Genomic DNA, 15,269 nt, shown 5'->3' on the forward strand with positions numbered 1-15,269 from the left:
TAAACATTCCTTTTCCTATATAAAATAGGGGTGCAAATGTACAATTATATATTTATATAGCAAACTGGTAGTTGATATTATTTTTAAAGTATGATGCATTGGTTTTCAGGGATGTTGAGGTAATTACCGTAGAGCTCGTTTATTTTATGCTTTCAAGGTGTCATCCTCTGTTAATTTTTTACTAAAAAACAACGGTATGTGTGACAAACTAGAATAATTTCTGTCATCTTAGTTATATCAATCATCAAACTTCTAATCATCATGAAATGTTATACCTGTCTTTTGGTACTCTTTTTATTTCCAATAATTATCTTTGCACAAGATTCTACTAGTACAGTTAAAAAAAGAATTTATACTACAAAACCTTTGCAGGGAGCAGAAGCTCCAACAATCGATGGGTTAATTAATGAATCGGGTTGGGATCTGGTAGAATGGACCGGTGATTTTACAGAAAATCAACCAGATGAGAATACTCCTCCTAGCCAAAAAACAAAATTTAAAATAGTATACGATCAAAAATACCTATATATAGCATATCGTTGTTATGATGACGAACCTGATAAAATTGAGAAAAGACTATCCCGAAGAGATGGTTTTGCAGGTGACTGGGTAGAGATTAATCTTGATACTTATCATGATAAGAGGACCGGTTTTTCATTTAGTATTACTGCTGCCGGTGTAAAAGGAGACGAATTTATCTCTCAGAATGGAGATAATTGGGATAGTAGTTGGAATCCAATTTGGTATACAGCTACAAATATTGATGAAGAGGGATGGACAGCCGAAGTGAAAATTCCCTTAAGTCAGGTAAAATTTGGTAAAAGTAAAGAGCAAATATGGGGATTGCAGGTTAATCGTAGGTTGTTTAGAAAAGAAGAACGCTCTGTATGGCAACGTATCCCGCAGGATGCACCTGGTTGGGTAAGTGAGTTTGGAGAACTACATGGATTAATTGATATTGAACCACAAAAACAATTAGAAATCCAACCTTTTGCTGTGACTCAATTAGATACATATCCAAAAGAAGAAGGGAATCCTTTTAGAGATGGTGATGATTTTGAGTTGAATGGCGGTTTGGATGCAAAAATAGGGATTACAAATGATCTTACTTTGGATTTGACAGTGAATCCAGATTTCGGGCAAGTAGAAGCTGACCCTGCAGCCATTGCATTAGATGGATTTCAGATTTTCTTCAGGGAACAACGACCTTTTTTTGTAGAAAATAAGAACATATTCGATTATCGCTTCGCTAATAATCAGGATAATGTATTTTATTCTCGTAGAATAGGAAGAAATCCACAGGGGTCAATTTCGGGAATTGATAACGAATTTATAGACAGGCCCACAAATACTACAATTCTTGGCGCAGCAAAATTTAGCGGAAAAACCAAAGATGGCTGGTCTATTGGTATCTTAGAGAGCGTAACTTCTAGAGAGATTGCAAAAATTGAAGATGAAAATGGAAATAAAAGGGAGGCTATTGTAGAACCTTTAACGAATTATATGGTGGGTAGAGTTCAAAAAGATTTCAATAAACGTAATTCTTTTATTGGAGGGATCATTACAGCTACCAATCGAGATCTTGGAGATACATTTAATATAGATGAAGAAGATCCTGATACAGATGAAACATCTGAAGTGGCAGGTACAAGGGAAAATAACCTTAATCTTCTTAGGAAATCTGCATATTCGGCAGGATTAGATTTTAAACATAATTGGAAAGACAGAAAATACTTCTTAGAAGGCAATATTGTAGCTAGTCATGTAGAAGGTTCTAAAGAAGCTATTGAAGAAACTCAAAATGAATTAACTCATCTTTTTCAACGAGTAGATGCAGGGCATGTAGAAGTAGATCCTAATAGAACTTCATTAACCGGAACTGGAGGTAAGTTAACCGGAGGTAAATCTGGAGGAGGAAATTGGAGATATAGTGCAGGGGTATTTTGGCGCTCTCCAGAATTGGAGTTAAATGATATAGGGTTTTTACGTCAAGCAGATGAAATCAGACAGTTCAGTAGTGCGCGTTATCTTTTCTTAAAACCAACAAAGTTGTATAGAAGAGCAAATATCAATTTTAATCAATTTGCTACATTCGATTTTGATGGAAATTATAATCGCATTCAATATCGATTAGAAGGCTTTATTAATTATAAAAATAACTGGTGGACAGAAGCTGGTTTTGGTCATAAGCCTCGTATTTTTACCAACACCTTTTTGAGAGGTGGGCCTCGCTGGCGTTTCTCTGATGAGAATTTTGCTTATTTGTTTTTCGGTTCAGATCGAAGAAAGAAATTTAATTTTACTATTGGATATGATGGATCCAGAGCAGCACAAAACAGTTTTTCATTCAATCGATATGTGATTAGATTGAGATACCAGCCTTTTAATTCTTTTAGTATGTCTCTTAATCCACAGTTTCGACAAAATCCTAATAAAACTCAATATGTAACAGAGGCAGATTTTAATGGAACGGCACGTTATATTACAGCAGATATAGATCAACAAACATTGAGTGCAAGTATTAGGTTGAATTATAATATTAATCCAAACTTGACAATACAGTATTATGGAGAGCCTTTTATATCGAGAGGGAGATATAAAGACTTTAATTATGTAAATAATGCGGTAGCCAAAAACCTTGGTGAACGAGTAACGCTATATAATCAAGATCAGATTTCGTTAGTGGATGATCAATACGAGATAGACGAAAATAGAGATGGGACGGTTGATTATACAATTGATAATCCTGATTTTGCATTTGTGCAATTTCGTTCTAATTTGGTTTTGCGTTGGGAATATATTCCAGGTTCAGAGATATTTTTAGTTTGGTCACAGGGGGTTACCGGAGATGGGAATCCTGGAGATCATCTTTTTAGAAGTTTAAAAAATCAAATTTTGGATCAGCAACCTGAGAATACTTTCTTAATTAAAGCTACATATAGATTTGTACTTTAAATTCTTGATGTACTTAATTTCTGAAAAGATGCTTTTCAAGTTGTTTATTATGGGATAGCCATTGTTATTGTAAAAAACTTTTTCAGGCTTAGTATTTTACCTTTATTTTGCAGCATTATTAGAATATGACTATATGAAATACCTTTATGCTGTATGTATTGCTGTTTTTTTAGTGTCTTGTAACACTTCAAAAGTGGAGAAAGAAGTGAAAATAATTGAAGAAAAACCTGAGGTTTCAGAACAAGAATCTTTAGCCTTATTTTTAGAACATTATGAAAAGTTTTTTGCTACTAATTTTAATGTTTCTGAATGCCCTGGTGCGGCAGTGGTGATTGTAAAAGACTCAACAATTATTTATAAAAGAGGGTTTGGAGTAAAAGAAATTCACACACAGGATTCTGTAGACGTTGAATCTGTTTTTAGGATTGCAAGTTTGTCTAAAGGTGTAACTGCAGTTCTTGCAGGAAATATGGTTGATCACGGAGAACTACAATGGAATCAGAATGTAAAAGAGTCTTTACAATCATTTGATCTTAAGGATAGACAACAGGCAGATAGACTTAAAGTGAATCATTTGCTATCTCAGACTACAGGATTGTATCCTTATACGTATACAAGGCTAATACAACAAGGTTTATCTTTGGATCAAATCATTAGAAGTTTTAGAAGAAAAGGAGTTGTGGCTAGAGAAGGAGTAGAGTATGGCTATCAAAATGCAATATTTTCTGTGATCGAAAAAATTATGGAAAATGGCTCAAAAAAATCTTTTGAAACATTACTTAAAGAACGGATTTTTGATCCGGCAGGAATGTATAGTGCTTCAAGTACATATACTGCTATAAAAAACACTGATAATGTAGCGCTACCACATTCGTACAATCATTATTCAAAAAAATACAGATTAGATAAACTTCATAAAAACTATTATAATGTAGCTGCAGCCGGTGGTGTGAATGCATCAATTTCTGATATGGGAGAATATCTAAAAGTTCTGCTTGGATATCGTCCTGATATTATTTCGAAGGAAAGTCTTAGTGATATTTTTAATCCTGTTATATGTACAAGTAATGAAGATACTTACGTTAATTTATGGGATGGAGTAACAGATTCATACTATGCAAAGGGTTGGCGTGTTTTGGATTATCGAGGTAGAAGAATCATCTATCATGGAGGGAATGTAAATCAATATAAAACACAACTGCTTGTTGATCCTGATAATGATATTGCTATGTGTGTGCTTTTTAATGCTCCTAATTCTTTTAATGGGCCGGTAATACCGACTTTTCTTAATTATTATGATTTTTATCTGGATGTAAAAAAGTAAAACCCTGCAGGTTGATCCAACAGGGTTAAAGGATATTTAAGTGATATGTTTTTATCCGTTATCGAGTGCTTACAGCTGGAACTTCTTCTAAGACAATAACATCAACTTCTCCAGAAATAGAAAGGTTGTTTCCTGTTTCATTACTGTCTGAAGCGATATCCATAGAGAAAGAGAATACCAGGTTATTTGTTTCTTCATTAAAACTATAGTTGGTAATGCTAAAATTAGACACACCCATATCGGTATTGCTAAATTCACCATCATCGATTACAAAATATTTATTGTCATTTGAAATGATAGCATAATCATCAACTTCTAAATCGAACGATATCGTTTGATCGTCTTGTCCTGGGTTGGTGATATCCAAATCAATGGCTGCTAAAGTTTCCTGGTATGAGTCATCTGGAGTGCTTAAAAATCGAATCAATTCGAAATTGATTTCTGAATCCTGAATAGTTACCGAAGAATTCTCATCAAGTTGATCACCTTCGATAGCTGTAAATTTAAATGCTACAGTATCTGTAAAAGTTACATCATCAGGTCGCGTTCCTTCAAAAGAAAGAGTAATACTACCAAATTGAGTAAGTTCATCAAAACCAACTCCATTCTGCCCATTTTCTCCATTCACACCGTCTATTCCATTTGCTCCATTTAGTCCATTCATTCCATCTTCTCCTTCACAATTAGAAAGGAAGATCCCTAAGCAGCAAATTAAGATAGTTTTTAAGTACATTTTTTTCATTCTTTTTTGTTTTAAGTAATTTATTGCAATTCTGACTAAAAAATTAAGAGTGCAAATGTAGAAGGTCTTATGAGGTGATGAAATACGTGGCGCTACTTATTTATATGATTTCATTTACTGCTGACTTGTTAAAATTGATTATGATTTTTATAATGGTATGGTAGTTGTTTCTTCTTCGCATAACCATAAATTATTAAAACACATGAAAAAATCATTTTTACACATTTTGGCTTTAGGGTTGGTATTTGTATCGTGCTCAAATGACGACGATAACAGTGCTACGGATTTTAAGGGTATAACATATAAGTTGATTGAAGTCAATGTAGAGACTCCACAAGACGTCAATGGAGATGGAAAAGCAAATAGAAACGAAATGCTAGAAACAGATTGTTATCAGAATACCCAAATCGTTTTAGAAAGTCCAACAGATTTTTATAACGTAACTCAAAAGTTTGGTCATTTGGATAGGGGCCTTGAAGTTTCTACTTCATGTCAAAGTAATGATTATAACGGAACCTATGAGTTATCAGAAAAACAATTGGTGTTAAAGGATAAAGATCAAAAGGAAGAAACTTTTCAAATTGTTGGAGATCAGCTAAAAGTCTCTTATGATTGGACTTTTTTTGATGGAGATCTAACAAAAAAAGTAGAATTTGTTTACCAAAAACAATAAAATAAGATTTTAAAATAAAAAACCCTATGCCAGAGCATAGGGCTTTTTATTTTTAATGAGCCTCTAACCAGTTGTCTCCTAGTCCAAGATCTACATCTAATGGGACAGCTAAAGTATAGGCGTTTTCCATTTCTGTTTGGATGAGTTCTTTGATGGTGTCTAATTCTGGTTTAAAAACATCAAATACCAATTCATCATGTACCTGAAGTAACATTTTGGTTTTATAGTCTCCTTCCTTTAGTTTTTTATGAATGTTGATCATTGCGATTTTAATGATATCAGCAGCACTACCCTGGATAGGCGCATTTACTGCATTTCGTTCTGCAGCACCTCGTACGATAGCATTCGCAGAGTTAATGTCTTTGAGGTATCTACGTCTTCCTAAAACCGTTTGTACATAACCATTTTCTCTTGCAAAATCAACCTGCTCGCTCATGTAGTTACGTAGTTTGGGATATGTTTTATAATAGGTTTCTATCAGTTCTTTGGCTTCGCTTCGGGAAAGGCTGGTTTGGTTACTTAATCCAAAAGCCGAAACCCCATAAATAATACCAAAATTCACGGTCTTGGCATTGCTACGCTGTTCTCTGGTAACCTCTTCAAGAGAAACATTAAATACTTTTGCAGCAGTAGAAGCGTGGATATCTTCTCCATTTTTAAATGCTTCTATCATAGTTTCCTCCTCACTTAATGCGGCAATAATCCGTAATTCTATTTGAGAATAATCGGCGGCTAGTAATGTATAGTTTTCACTACGTGGAATAAAAGCCTTTCTCACCTGTCTTCCTCTTTCAGTACGAATTGGGATGTTCTGTAAATTAGGGTTGTTAGAACTTAGTCGCCCAGTTGCAGCTACAGTTTGCATATAGTCGGTGTGAACATGACCAGAATTTTCATTAACCTGTGTTGGTAGTGCATCGACATAGGTGCTTTTTAGTTTAGATAAACCACGAAAATCCAATATATTCTGAATAATCTCATGATCCTTTGCTAAATATGATAATACATCCTCTGCCGTAGAATATTGCCCGGTTTTCGTCTTTTTAGGTTTGTCTACCAATTTCATTTTCTCAAATAAAATAACACCTAGTTGTTTCGGGGAAGCAATATTAAATTCTTCTCCAGCTTCAGTATAAATCTTCTCTTCTAATTGCTTAATGTCATTGTCTAATTCTTCAGAAAGAGATTGTAAGAAACCTTTGTCAAGATTTATTCCCTCGATTTCCATATCTGCCAGTACTCTAAGTAATGGAATCTCAATATCTTCAAATAAAGAAACTGTTTTAGCTTCTGTAAGTTCAGGAGCAAAGTGTTCTTTAAGTTGAAAAGTTATATCTGCATCTTCAACAGCGTATTCAGTCTGTTTGTCAATAGGTACTTGTCTGAATGATAATTGGTTTTTACCTTTTTTACCTATTAATTCGGTTATCGAAACCGGAGTGTAATTAAGGTAGGTTTCAGAAAGCACATCCATATTATGCCTCATATCAGGATTGATAAGATAATGCGCAAGCATGGTGTCAAAAAGTTTTCCTTTTACTTCTATATTATATTTTGCCAGAACTTTTATATCATACTTGAGGTTCTGACCAATTTTTGTATTATGTTCTGCTTCAAAGAAGGGTCTTAATTGTTCGATTAACTCTTGTGCTTCTTCTCGGTCTTCAGGAAATGGAATATAAAAGCCTTTTCCGGCTTCCCATGAAAATGCTATTCCAACTAATTCTGCAACCAGAGGATTCAGACCTGTGGTTTCTGTATCAAAACAAACATAATCCTGTTTTAATAAATTTTGCAGAAATAGTTTCATGGCCATCCCGGGAGCAATACTTTGATAAAAATGCTCGGTATTTGCGATTGTTTTCCTGGTTGAAAAAGAAGCCGCTTCCGATGATTCTTCAGTCCCTCCAAATAATGAAAACTGACCCGCTCCAGCTTGTGTTCCTTTTTTCTTTGTGGTTGCGGGTTTATCACCCTGAGCTGCAGTTGTGTCTTCTCCAGAAAATATTTTCATGAACTGATCAGTGAGCCTCCTAAACTCTAATTCCTGAAAGATTTCATGTACTTTCTTAGCATCAGGTTCTGTGAGTTCATAGTCATTGGCATTAAAAGTTACATCACAATCCAGAATTATGGTAGCAAGCTTTTTAGACAGTAAACCTAACTCTGCATTAGCTTCTACTTTTTCTTTCATTTTTCCCTTTAGCTTATCTGTATTGGCTAATAGCCCTTCCATAGAGCCGTACTCGGCAATGAATTTTTTGGCGGTTTTATCTCCAACTCCAGGTAATCCAGGAATATTGTCAACGGCATCACCCATCATACCCAAATAGTCAATGACTTGTTCTGGACGTTCTACTTCAAATCTTTTTTGCACTTCTGGAATTCCCCATATTTCAATCCCGTTACCCATTCTGGCCGGACGATACATAAAAATATTTTCAGATACCAATTGGGCATAATCTTTATCTGGGGTTACCATATATGTTTTGTATCCTTCTTTTTCTGCTTGCTTGGCAATAGTCCCAATTAAATCATCAGCTTCTACACCTGCGCGTTCTATAATTGGAATATGCATAGCTTTTAGTATTTCCTGGATAATGGGTACAGCAATTCTGATTGCCTCTGGTGTCTCATCACGATTTGCTTTGTATTCAGGAAAAATCTCTAGTCGATCTTTACTTCCTTGCTTATCAAAAGCTACGGCCAAATGATCTGGTTTTTCTCTTTTGATAACATCAAATAGAGAATTTACAAATCCCAAAATAGCTGATGTATCCTGACCCTTGGAGTTAATCCTGGGGTTTTTAATGAGTGCATAGTATCCTCTAAAGATAAGAGCGAAAGCATCTAAAAGAAAAAGACGTTTTTGTGACATGATATGAGTTAAATTTTTTTAGAAATGCAATATAAAAAGAAGATTAATCAAAATCCCTTCAAAAAACAGAATATGTGATAAAAAAACAAAAAGAAATGCCGTCAAAAACTGACGGCATTTCGCCCCAAAATAAAATTGATAACAATGTATCAACTGCTATAAATACGATAGTAATTGTTTATTATATAGTATATGATTTTTTTTATTGTAATTAAGCCCTAAAGGAAATTATAAAACGAAGTTACAAATAAAAATCTTACTTCTGAAAGAAATCATTAAGATTTATGATAGATAAGATGATGATTTTAACGCTTTTTAGTGCTAAAAATTTATTTATCGTTAATTTTTACTTAAAAAACAGTGTCGAACTAAAAAGGAGAGATAGTTTTGTTTGGTAATTGAAATACAAAAATAAACTATGCGTTGGTTGATCCCCATTTTCATATATATGCTTATAGAAGTGTATTCTTATCAAGCTATTAAGACCATTACAAAAAATAATTGGGTACAAATAGGATATTTTGTTGTGTCATTATGTATTCTAGGATATGTGATTTACATTTTTGCAAATTATGATAGAAGTGTAGGGCCAACAAAATATACTTTAAGGGCTAGTGCTTTATTGTTGCTAACCCTGGTCCCGAAGCTCATTCTGGTATTATTTCTATTTGGAGAAGATATTATTAGATCTTGTGTAGCAGGATATAATTATTTGACAAATACCTTTTTTGAAGGCACAGCAACTCAATATCTGCCTGATCGAAGAAAATTCATAAGTCAGCTAGCGCTTGGTGTAGCGGCAATTCCTTTTGCTGGATTATTACATGGAATTTTTAAAGGAAAATATAACTTTAAAGTAATACGCCATGTATTATACTTTGAAGATCTTCCTAAAGCGTTTGATGGATTTAGGATTACCCAAATTTCTGATATTCATTCAGGAAGTTTTGATGATCCTGCCAAAATTGAATATGCTGTGGATTTGATTAATGAGCAAAATGCCGATCTTCTTTTGTTTACAGGTGATATTGTTAACACTATGGCTAAGGAAATGGATGATTGGATTGATACGTTTAAGCGCATAAAAACACCTCAATATGGAAAATACTCTGTTCTGGGAAATCATGATTATGGCGAATACGTTACCTGGGATAGTGAGGAAGAAAAAGATGCGAATTTTCAGGCCATAAAAGATATTCATAATAAAATCGATTTTAATCTGTTACTAAATGATAGTGCTTTTGTTGAGAAGGATGGAGAACGAATTGCTGTCATAGGAGTAGAGAATTGGGGACATAATTTTAAAAAAGCAGGTGATTTGAATAAAGCTTCTGAAAAAGTGGTTAAAGAAGATTTTAAAGTGTTATTAAGTCATGATCCTTCGCATTGGGAATATGAAGTAAAGAAACATTCTGATCATTATCATCTTACATTAAGTGGTCATACCCATGGATTTCAATTTGGAATCGAAATTCCGGGATTTGTGAGATGGAGTCCCGTGCAATATGTGTATAAACAATGGGCAGGAATGTATAACGAGACCGGGCGTTATCTTAACGTAAATAGAGGTTTTGGTTTTCATGCTTTTCCTGGAAGAGTGGGTATATGGCCTGAGATTACGGTAATTGAATTGAGAAAAGGTTCTAAGCCTGCTTAATTCATAGAAAGTGTTATATTTACAATTGTTTATAAGTCTGTTTTTAATAAAATATAGAGACTTGAAACATTAAAGTTTTTGGACATGTCAAAGTTTGGAGATATAATAGGTATTGAAGTTCCGGTTCTGTTGGACTTTTATACAGAGTGGAATGAACCCTCTCTTGCAATGCACCCTGTGTTAAAAGATGTGGCTGCTGCTCTTGGTGATAAAGGAAAGGTTGTAAAGATAGATGTAGATAAGAATGAAGAATTAGCTACAGCTTTACGTATTAAAGGGCTTCCTACATTAATGATTTATAAAGAAGGGGAGATGGTTTGGCGACAAAGTGGTGAGCAGGATGCAAATACACTTATTGGGCTTATGAAAGAGTATGTTTAAAACTCAATAGCCTCAAAAACAAATCCTCTATTTGTAAAATATTCCAGTACTTTTGGAAGTGTAGCTGTAAGATTTTTTGATGCTTTTATGCTATCATGAAATACGATGATACTTCCCGGTCTTACACTTTCTATTACATTTTGGTAACATTCTTCAGGAGATGTGCTTAATTCCCAATCTTTTGATAGGACATCCCAAAGGATTGTTTGATAGCCCAAGTTTTCTAATGTTTTAAATTTAGAATGACTTATTTGTCCATAAGGAGGTCTAAATAACTTTTGTGTATTTTGATTAGATGTATTGTGTTTCTTTATGATTTCTTCACATTCAATAACGTTTTGAATATATGTGTCATGATCACTTTTCCAGGCTTTAAGGTGATTTGTAGTATGATTTCCAATAGCATGTCCTTGAGATAAGATAGAATTGAAAACTTTAGGGTGTTTTTTTATGTTGTCTCCAATACAGAAAAAAGTAGCCTTAGCATTATAGCGGTTCAATTGTTCTAACACAAATTCGGTAATCACGGGTATTGGTCCATCATCAAAGGTGAGATAGATTTTATTTTCACTAATATGGCAAAAGTCCCATATGTACTTAGGGAAAATTTTTTTGACGAGCCGAGGTGTTTTGTTGGGAATTTTTGGCACCGATTATATTGAATAAAAAAGTGAGCCTTTTAAAAAGCTCACTTTTAATAATTTAGTCTGATATACTATCTCTATCTAAGGAGTCTAAAGGTTTTTCTTGATTTTGAAGTTCCTTTATGAGTTCTTCTTCTTGTCTGCGGATAGCTTCATCATCATCGTATTTTTCATCTTCAGAATACAATCTTGTAAATAGATCAAGGTATTTATTAAACTCATCTGCTTTTTCTTCAATCATTTCTCTGTCTCGATTCATCAGTAATAAATCAACAACACTACGATAACGTTCTACATTTGTTACTATATCTTCTGCGTAACGGTATTGATCTTTAAGCTCAAGGCTCCCAAAATAAGTGAGTTGCTCCTGGTATTTTTTTGCTAATTTTTCCCAAAGATCACGAGCTTTTTGTTTTTCTCCTATCTCGTAGTATCCACTAATATAGGGTTCTACAAGAGTATAGTATTCATAATACTCGATAGGCATTTTGTCCATTGCCAGATCTATAATTTCTTTGGCTTTGTCCTTTTTGTCTTCTCGAATTAATGCTTCTACCAATCTTGCTAAATTACTTCTATACGTAATCGCGTTTTTTCTAGTTTCAGGATCATGATATATATTCGGGTCATTGCTATTTCCCCAATCCCAACTAGTAACATTTTTATACATTAATTCTGTGTCAATACGTCCCATTTCAAATGGGTTACGAGGATCTACCTTGGTACGTATGGGTACAAGTTTAAAAGTTACACCATCTAGTTGCAGGTAATCTTTCATCCATAAAAAATCATCATCTCCATAACTTCCACCTGTAAAGTAAATTGGTCTTTCCCAATTATTATTAGCAAGCATGTCTAACATTAATAAACGATTCTTGAAGAGTAGATCTCCTTTTAGATGGATGTCGATATAAGGAACAATAAGATCTGCATCCTCTGGAGCTACAATTCCATTTTTGAGAACGGCTTCCTTATCTACAGGGATTCTTATATGTTTTGTAGGAAATGTATTTACTTTTTTTCCGCTTTGTAAATCTCCTTTGGTTCTGGGGTCATCTGTTTCTATCCATCTCATCCAGTTTTTGATAAGCATAGTATCATTTGTCACTGGTTTGTAATAAATAGCATCATTGTTACCAAACCTATAAAATTCATGGGTAAGTTGGGATGGTATTGGTTTTCCTTCGTAAGCGGCCCTTTTCATCTGATCGATATACCAATCTGTTGCAAATAAACTTGTGTTTACTGTCCGTACATCGGTGCGATAACCTTCAATATCTTGCGCATACCATAGTGCAAAAGTATCGTTATCCCCAATTGTAAATAATATAGCATCTTTTTGACAAGATTGTAGGTACATCTTAGCCATAGCTTGCGCTGTATATCTGTTAGAGCGGTCATGATCATCCCAGTTCTGAGCAGCTAAAAGAACCGGTACCGCTAATAGACAAATTGCTGTAACGGCAGGAGCGAGTATTTTTGGTTTTAAATAACTTTTGAGTAAATCAAATAATGCGTATACCCCGAATCCTATCCAAATTGCAAACACATAAAATGATCCAACTAAAGCATAGTCCCTTTCTCTAGGTTCAAAAGGTCTTTCGTTTAGGTATATTTTTAGTGCTAATCCAGTAAATAAGAAAAAGACCAGTAAGACCCAGAATTTTTTCTTGTCACGCTGTAGCATGAATACAAATCCTATTAACCCTAATAACAAGGGTAAAAAGTAATATGTATTTCGAGCTTTATTTTTAAGAGCATCTCCTGGTAAGTTGTCCTGGGATCCTAATCGAAGCTCGTCGATAAATTTAATTCCACTAAGCCAATTCCCTTCTAAATCTGTTAGCTTACCTTGATTGTCATCTTGCCTTCCAACAAAATTCCACATAAAATAACGCCAATACATATACCCCATTTGATAGTCAAACAGGTAATATAGATTATCTTTGAATGAAGGTTTTTCTACATTAATATAATTCCCAAATGATTGCAAGAATTTATTGTAATCATCATTGTCTAATTTTCCAGTAGCATACTCTCTTTTAAACTCTGTTACTGCTTTTAGTAATTCTTCTTCCCCTTGGTATTCTGGTTTTATAGTAAATTTAATAGGACCAGAATATTCCATATAGTTGCTAATGTGTTCGGTGCTCCACATTCTTGGTAAAAAGGCTTTATGCGCATCGTCAAGATTTTGTTTTGCATTTTTCCAATCATTGACAATAATGTATTTCCCTGTCTTAATATCCTTTTCGTATTTAGGTTTACCATCCTCGTATGGGTTGATTTCGTCTAAGCCAGCATAGATTTCTGTAAATTGCGGACCATAAAAAAGATGTGTTTCTGGGTATTGCTCAAGATTATAGTAGGCTAGAAGTTCCCTAGCATTATTGGGGTTATTCTCGTTAATTACAGTTCCTGCATTTGCTCGAATGGGTAACATGATCCAGCTCGAGAATCCAACAAGAATAAAGACAACGCACAGTAATAAAGTATTTAATTTCACATAATTTTTCTTGCGGGTATATTTTATAGCAAAGTAAAAAGCCGTTGCTATGATGAGTCCGGCAATGATGGTTCCAGAATTAAAAGGAAGTCCAATCGAATTTACAAAAAAGACTTCTGCTGCACCAAAAAACTTAAGTGTTGAGGGTAATAAAAGTTTGAAAATAAATAATAGTATGGCAACAACAACAATGTTGGCTATGATAAAGTTTTTTATGGTGATTTCTTTGTAATTTTTGAAGTAGTACAATAAGCCAATTGCAGGGATAGATAATAGTCCCATAAAGTGAACTCCAAATGATAAACCAACAATAAAAGAAATTAGAATAAGCCATTTATTTCCTCTTGGGGTGTGCATATCTCGTTCCCATAATAGCCCAAGGTAAAAAAGAACAGATAAAATACAAGTGGCCATTGCATATACTTCAGCTTCAACAGCATTAAACCAGAAACTATCAGTAAATGTAAATGCTAATGAGCCTACCAATGCACTACCTAATATCGCTATTGCTTTGCCTTGTGTGAACTCTTCATCTTTTACGATTACTTTTTTGAGCAGTATAGTTATTGACCAAAACATAAAAAGTATGGTAAAGGCACTGGCAAATGCTGAGGTCATATTTACCATTAGAGCAATTTGCGTAGGGTCTGAAGCAAAAACTGAAGCAAAAGCTCCAATCATTTGAAATAGAGGCGCTCCTGGAGGATGCCCAACTTGTAATTTGGAAGCGGTGGCAATATATTCTCCTGCATCCCAAAAACTAGCGGTCGGTTCTACTGTCATTGCGTAAACGCATAATGCGATAGCAAAAACTATCCATCCAGATATTTTATTCCACTTGGTAAAGTTGAATGTACTCATAAGATTTATTCGGTTATATAACGTGTGGCGAATTTAGTAATAAAAATACTTTCACCTTGGTTTTTTTAGCAAACGCTTAACAGAAGTTTATATTTTGATCAATTGTAATTGAATTAAAAATAGAAATATAATTTAATAGAATATTTTTTTAAAAAAATGTTTGCAGAGCCAAAAGAAAGTTTTAAATTTGCACCCGCAATGACTCATTGGTCTATGGTGTAACTGGCAACACGTCTGGTTTTGGTCCAGAAGAGTCTAGGTTCGAGCCCTAGTAGACCAACTTAAATTGAAGGAATTAGTTTTGATCTAATTCCTTCTTTTTTTTGAAATAAAAATTACTTAGGCAAAGTAAAGTAGTTTATCTTGAGTCGTAGTCCAAGGTACTCCTAAGTAAACAGGTACAACAACCCTTTAAACATAATCGTTTAAAGGGTTGTTTTTTTAGCAATTTATTTTGTAGGCTTTTTTGTCTTAAGTTGATATAGAAGTTTCTTTTTTGAAAAAAGAGTAAAAACTGATGGGATATCCTGAAAATTTTTAAAAAAGAATCCAACAAGTATCAAAGGAAATTAAAATGATATATGTAAATCTAAGAATTTGTAATTTATTTATGTATTTTAATGTATTGGTTTAAAGGGAGGTAATAGA

The 15,269-nt window shown here is 34.0% G+C and carries 9 protein-coding genes and 1 tRNA gene; 6 read left to right on the forward strand and 4 right to left on the reverse strand.

Features of this window, described 5'->3' with window-relative positions; genetic code table 11:
• Window positions 1-261 precede the first annotated feature (261 nt).
• A complete protein-coding gene (locus PQF96_RS15795; protein ID WP_271767321.1) occupies window positions 262-2,955 on the forward strand; it encodes a DUF5916 domain-containing protein in 2,694 nt (897 codons plus the stop codon).
• 133 nt (window positions 2,956-3,088) lie between these two features.
• Window positions 3,089-4,279, forward strand: coding sequence for a serine hydrolase domain-containing protein (locus PQF96_RS15800; RefSeq protein WP_271767323.1), 1,191 nt, complete (start codon window positions 3,089-3,091; stop codon window positions 4,277-4,279).
• A 58-nt stretch (window positions 4,280-4,337) separates the two neighbouring features.
• Here the strand turns inward: PQF96_RS15800 and PQF96_RS15805 are convergent, their stop codons facing one another.
• A complete protein-coding gene (locus PQF96_RS15805) occupies window positions 4,338-5,021 on the reverse strand; it encodes a hypothetical protein (protein WP_143918030.1) in 684 nt (227 codons plus the stop codon).
• A 202-nt stretch (window positions 5,022-5,223) separates the two neighbouring features.
• On the opposite strand from PQF96_RS15805, the gene PQF96_RS15810 reads away from it, so the two are divergent.
• A complete protein-coding gene (locus PQF96_RS15810; protein WP_143918031.1) occupies window positions 5,224-5,694 on the forward strand; it encodes a lipocalin family protein in 471 nt (156 codons plus the stop codon).
• Between the two features lie 52 nt (window positions 5,695-5,746).
• Here PQF96_RS15810 and polA read toward each other — a convergent pair whose 3' ends face one another.
• Entirely contained in the window at window positions 5,747-8,575 is a 2,829-nt protein-coding gene (gene polA, locus PQF96_RS15815; RefSeq protein WP_271767643.1) for a DNA polymerase I, read from the reverse strand.
• Window positions 8,576-8,990: 415 nt separating this feature from the next.
• Here polA and PQF96_RS15820 point away from each other — a divergent pair, with 415 nt between their 5' ends.
• Both PQF96_RS15820 and PQF96_RS15825 read left to right on the forward strand, forming a co-directional pair.
• Window positions 8,991-10,229, forward strand: a complete 1,239-nt coding sequence (locus tag PQF96_RS15820) for a metallophosphoesterase (protein ID WP_143918033.1) — start codon at window positions 8,991-8,993, stop codon at window positions 10,227-10,229.
• A gap of 84 nt (window positions 10,230-10,313) precedes the next feature.
• Entirely contained in the window at window positions 10,314-10,610 is a 297-nt protein-coding gene (locus tag PQF96_RS15825) for a thioredoxin family protein (RefSeq protein WP_109435652.1), read from the forward strand.
• Here PQF96_RS15825 and PQF96_RS15830 read toward each other — a convergent pair.
• On the reverse strand, window positions 10,607-11,260 hold the full coding sequence (locus PQF96_RS15830) for a polysaccharide deacetylase family protein (protein ID WP_271767325.1): 654 nt from the start codon (window positions 11,258-11,260) through the stop codon (window positions 10,607-10,609). The genes PQF96_RS15825 and PQF96_RS15830 overlap by 4 nt on opposite strands.
• A 52-nt stretch (window positions 11,261-11,312) precedes the next feature.
• Window positions 11,313-14,621 carry a glycosyltransferase family 117 protein gene (locus tag PQF96_RS15835; RefSeq protein WP_143918035.1) on the reverse strand — a complete coding sequence of 1,103 codons (3,309 nt, stop codon included), beginning with the start codon at window positions 14,619-14,621 and terminating at the stop codon, window positions 11,313-11,315.
• A gap of 207 nt (window positions 14,622-14,828) precedes the next feature.
• Here PQF96_RS15835 and PQF96_RS15840 point away from each other — a divergent pair.
• Window positions 14,829-14,901 (forward strand) — tRNA-Gln (locus PQF96_RS15840).
• Window positions 14,902-15,269: the final 368 nt, after the last annotated feature.

Origin of the sequence: Aquimarina algiphila (assembly GCF_947494415.1) — a bacterium.
Classification (GTDB): domain Bacteria; phylum Bacteroidota; class Bacteroidia; order Flavobacteriales; family Flavobacteriaceae; genus Aquimarina; species Aquimarina algiphila.

Bases quoted from the DNA above. Each gene is read 5' to 3' on its own strand.
- PQF96_RS15795 (WP_271767321.1), top strand. From the start codon at position 262: ATGAAATGTTATACCTGTCTTTTGGTACTCTTTTTATTTCCAATAATT.
- PQF96_RS15800 (WP_271767323.1), top strand. From the start codon at position 3,089: ATGAAATACCTTTATGCTGTATGTATTGCTGTTTTTTTAGTGTCTTGT.
- PQF96_RS15805 (WP_143918030.1), bottom strand. From the start codon at position 5,021: ATGAAAAAAATGTACTTAAAAACTATCTTAATTTGCTGCTTAGGGATC.
- PQF96_RS15810 (WP_143918031.1), top strand. From the start codon at position 5,224: ATGAAAAAATCATTTTTACACATTTTGGCTTTAGGGTTGGTATTTGTA.
- PQF96_RS15820 (WP_143918033.1), top strand. From the start codon at position 8,991: ATGCGTTGGTTGATCCCCATTTTCATATATATGCTTATAGAAGTGTAT.
- PQF96_RS15825 (WP_109435652.1), top strand. From the start codon at position 10,314: ATGTCAAAGTTTGGAGATATAATAGGTATTGAAGTTCCGGTTCTGTTG.
- PQF96_RS15835 (WP_143918035.1), bottom strand. From the start codon at position 14,621: ATGAGTACATTCAACTTTACCAAGTGGAATAAAATATCTGGATGGATA.